Here is a 3,174-nt window from a genome sequence, read left to right on the forward strand (position 1 = left end):
CATCGACGGAGTGTCGGACATCTTCGACGCCGAGGCCTGGGACGTCGTTCCCGGCTTCGAGAACCTGACCGACCTGACCTACCACCGCGCGAAGGCGCACGGCACCGTGCGGATCGCCTTCGACCGCCCCGACGTGCTCAACGCCTTCCGGCCGCACACCGTCGACGAGCTGCTGCGCACGCTCGAGCACGCGCGCACCTCCGCCGACGTCGGCTGCGTGCTGCTCACCGGCAACGGCCCGAGCGCCAAGAACGGCAAGTGGGCCTTCTGCACCGGCGGCGACCAGCGCATCCGCGGCCGCGCCGGCTACCAGTACGAGACCGCCGGTCACGACGACGCGGGTGCGCCGCCCAACCCGATCGACGCCGCGCGGCTCGGGCGCCTCCACATCCTGGAGTGCCAGCGGCTGATCCGGTTCATGCCGAAGATCGTCATCGCCGTCGTTCCCGGATGGGCCGCCGGTGGCGGGCACAGCCTGCACGTCGTGTGCGACCTGACGCTGGCCAGCGCCGAGGAGGCGTGCTTCAAGCAGACCGACGCCGACGTCGGCTCCTTCGACGGCGGCTTCGGCTCGGCGTACCTCGCCCGCCAGGTCGGGCAGAAGTTCGCCCGCGAGATCTTCTTCCTCGGCGACGAGTACTCCGCCGAGGACGGCGTGCGCATGGGTGGCGTCAACCGCGCGATCCCGCACGCCGAGCTCGAGGCCACCGCCTTGGAGTGGGGCCGCAAGATCAACGCCAAGTCGCCCACCGCCCAGCGGATGCTGAAGTACTCCTTCAACGCCATCGACGACGGCTTGGTCGGTCAGCAGCTCTTCGCCGGCGAAACCACGCGGCTGGCCTACATGACCGACGAGGCGGCCGAGGGGCGCGACCAGTTCCTCGAGAAGCGTGACCCCGACTGGTCGCCGTACCCCTGGTACTACTGATCCGGCACGGGTCAGCGGCTCACGTCGTCGCGCTTGCCCCAACCGTAGGCGGCTGTCGCGACGAACAGCACGGCCCCGATGACGACCAGCCAGAACAGGCCCTTGAGCACCGCCCCGAGGATCATCAGAGCGAGCCAGGCGACCAGCAACAGGCCCACGATCTTCAGCATCTCGGTCTCCTTCGGTCGGAGGTTCGACCGTAGCAGCGCGGTGCGGCCGAGTCAGTCGAGGAAGGCGGCGATCCGCTCGTGGTAGCCGCGCGGCTGGAGCAGGAACGAGTCGTGGCCGAAGGGTGAGGCGATCTCGGCGAGGTCGACGTCCACCCCGAGGTCGCGCAGCGCGGTGGCCATCGCCGCGGACTGGGCCGAGTCGAAGCGCCAGTCGGAGTCGAACGACGTGACCTGGAACCGGGTCCTGGCTCGGCGAAGCGCCTCGGCCGTGCCCGGGTCGGCGAACGGGTCGAAGTAGTCGAGCAGCCGGGTGAGGTAGAGGTAGGACAGCGCGTCGAAGCGGTCGAGGAAGACCTTGCCCTGGTGCTGCAGGTAGTGCTCGACCTCGAAGTCGGCGTCAAGGCGCCAGTCGTCGCCCTGCGAGGTGCGGCGCCGACCAAACTTCGTCTCGAGCGACTCGGCCGAGACGTAGTTGATGTGCGCCATCATCCGGGCGACCTTCTGCCCCCGCCACGGGAAGACGTCCTGCTCGACGTAGCGACCGTTGCAGAAGTCGGGGTCCGACATGATCGCCTCGCGCCCTACGGTGGAGAAGGCGATGTTCTCCGGGGTCAGCCGGGACGACGCCGCGACGACCACGGCGCGATCGATGGCGTCGGGATCGTCGATGGCCCACTGGAGCACCTGCATACCGCCCAGCGATCCACCGACGGCGGCGTGGAGCCGCTCGACCCCGAGGTCCGCCACCAGTCGCCGGTGCGCGGCTACGAGGTCGGTCATGTGGAGCAGCGGGAAGTCGAGGCAGTACGGCGCCCCGGTCGCCGGGTCGGTCGACAACGGTCCCGTGGTGCCGGAGCACCCGCCCAGGAGGTTGGCCGAGACGACGAAGTAGCGGTCGGTGTCGACCGGCTTGCCCGGGCCGATGAGGTTGTCCCACCACCCGCGCTTCTTCGAGCCGAGGTGCAGCCCGGCCGCGTGGGCGTTGCCGGTGAGCGCGTGGCAGACGAAGACCACGTTGTCGCGCGCCGGCGACAGGTCGCCGTACGTCTCGTAGACCACCTCCACGTGGTCGAGCCGCCCGCCGCCGCGCAGGTGCAGCGGGTCGTCCTGGGTGGCCAGGACGACCCGCTGCGACTCCACGTATCCCAGGGAGCCGACGGAGCCGGAGCCGAGAGAGCCCGAGATGCTCACGAGCTCACCTGCTCGCCTCCAGGGCCTGGGTCACGTCGGCGATGATGTCGTCGACGTGCTCGATGCCGATCGAGAGCCGCACCATGTCCTCGGGCACGCCGGCCGCGTCGAGCTCGTCGGGCGTCAGCTGGCTGTGGGTCGTGGTGGCGTTGTGGATCGCCAGCGTCTTCGCGTCGCCGATGTTGGCGAGGTGGCTGATCAGGCCGAGCGACTCGATGAAGCGGCGACCGCCCTCACGCCCGGACTTCACACCGAAGCTCAGCAGCCCGCCGTACCCGTGGCCGGTGCTGATGCGGTCGTAGGTCGCCTTGTAGGCGCTGTCGTCGAGACCGGGGTAGTTGACCCACGAGACGTCGTCGTGGCCCTGGAGGAACTGGGCGACCTTCAGGGCGTTCTCGCTGTGGCGCTCCATGCGCAGGTGCAGGGTCTCGAGACCCTGGAGGAAGAGCCAGGAGTTCATCGGCGTGATGGCGCCGCCGGTGTTGCGCAGCAGCACGGTGCGCGCGCGGATGATGTAGGCAGCCGGTCCGGCGGCGTCGGTCCACACGACGCCGTGGTAGGCCGGGTCGGGTGCGGTAAGGCCGGGGAAGCGGTCGGCGTGGGCCGCCCAGTCGAAGCGCCCGGAGTCGACGATCACGCCGCCGATCGAGGTGCCGTGGCCACCGATGTACTTCGTCGCGGCGTGCACGACGATGTCGGCGCCCTGGTCGAGCGCCTTCACGAGGTACGGCGTCGGCGCGGTGTTGTCCATGATCAGCGGGAGGCCGTGGGCGTGAGCGGCCTCGGCCCAGGCCGGGATGTCGACGACGTTGATCTTGGGGTTGGCGACGGTCTCGCCGAAGACCAGGCGGGTCTTGTCGTCGACGTGCTGGGCGAGGTCCTCGG

The 3,174-nt window shown here is 69.8% G+C and carries 4 protein-coding genes; 1 reads left to right on the forward strand and 3 read right to left on the reverse strand.

Annotated features, from left to right (window positions below; all coding sequences use genetic code 11):
• The first annotated feature begins 1 nt into the window (after nucleotide 1).
• On the forward strand, nucleotides 2-928 hold the full coding sequence (locus VOI19_RS16945) for a 1,4-dihydroxy-2-naphthoyl-CoA synthase (RefSeq protein WP_323794128.1): 927 nt from the start codon (nucleotides 2-4) through the stop codon (nucleotides 926-928).
• A gap of 11 nt (nucleotides 929-939) precedes the next feature.
• Here VOI19_RS16945 and VOI19_RS16950 read toward each other — a convergent pair whose 3' ends face one another.
• The 3 genes from VOI19_RS16950 to VOI19_RS16960 form a co-directional block, all read right to left on the reverse strand.
• Nucleotides 940-1,098: a hypothetical protein gene (locus VOI19_RS16950; protein WP_323794129.1), complete on the reverse strand. Its 159-nt coding sequence runs from the start codon at nucleotides 1,096-1,098 to the stop codon at nucleotides 940-942.
• A 51-nt stretch (nucleotides 1,099-1,149) separates the two neighbouring features.
• Nucleotides 1,150-2,289, reverse strand: a complete 1,140-nt coding sequence (gene metX, locus VOI19_RS16955; RefSeq protein WP_323794130.1) for a homoserine O-acetyltransferase MetX — start codon at nucleotides 2,287-2,289, stop codon at nucleotides 1,150-1,152.
• 4 nt (nucleotides 2,290-2,293) lie between these two features.
• Nucleotides 2,294-3,174, reverse strand: an 881-nt coding sequence (locus tag VOI19_RS16960; RefSeq protein WP_323794131.1) for an O-acetylhomoserine aminocarboxypropyltransferase/cysteine synthase family protein, incomplete at its 5' end; no start/stop codon positions are given.

Source organism: Nocardioides sp. (assembly GCF_034670285.1).
Classification (GTDB): domain Bacteria; phylum Actinomycetota; class Actinomycetes; order Propionibacteriales; family Nocardioidaceae; genus Nocardioides.

Bases quoted from the DNA above. Each gene is read 5' to 3' on its own strand.
- VOI19_RS16950 (WP_323794129.1), bottom strand. From the start codon at position 1,098: ATGCTGAAGATCGTGGGCCTGTTGCTGGTCGCCTGGCTCGCTCTGATG.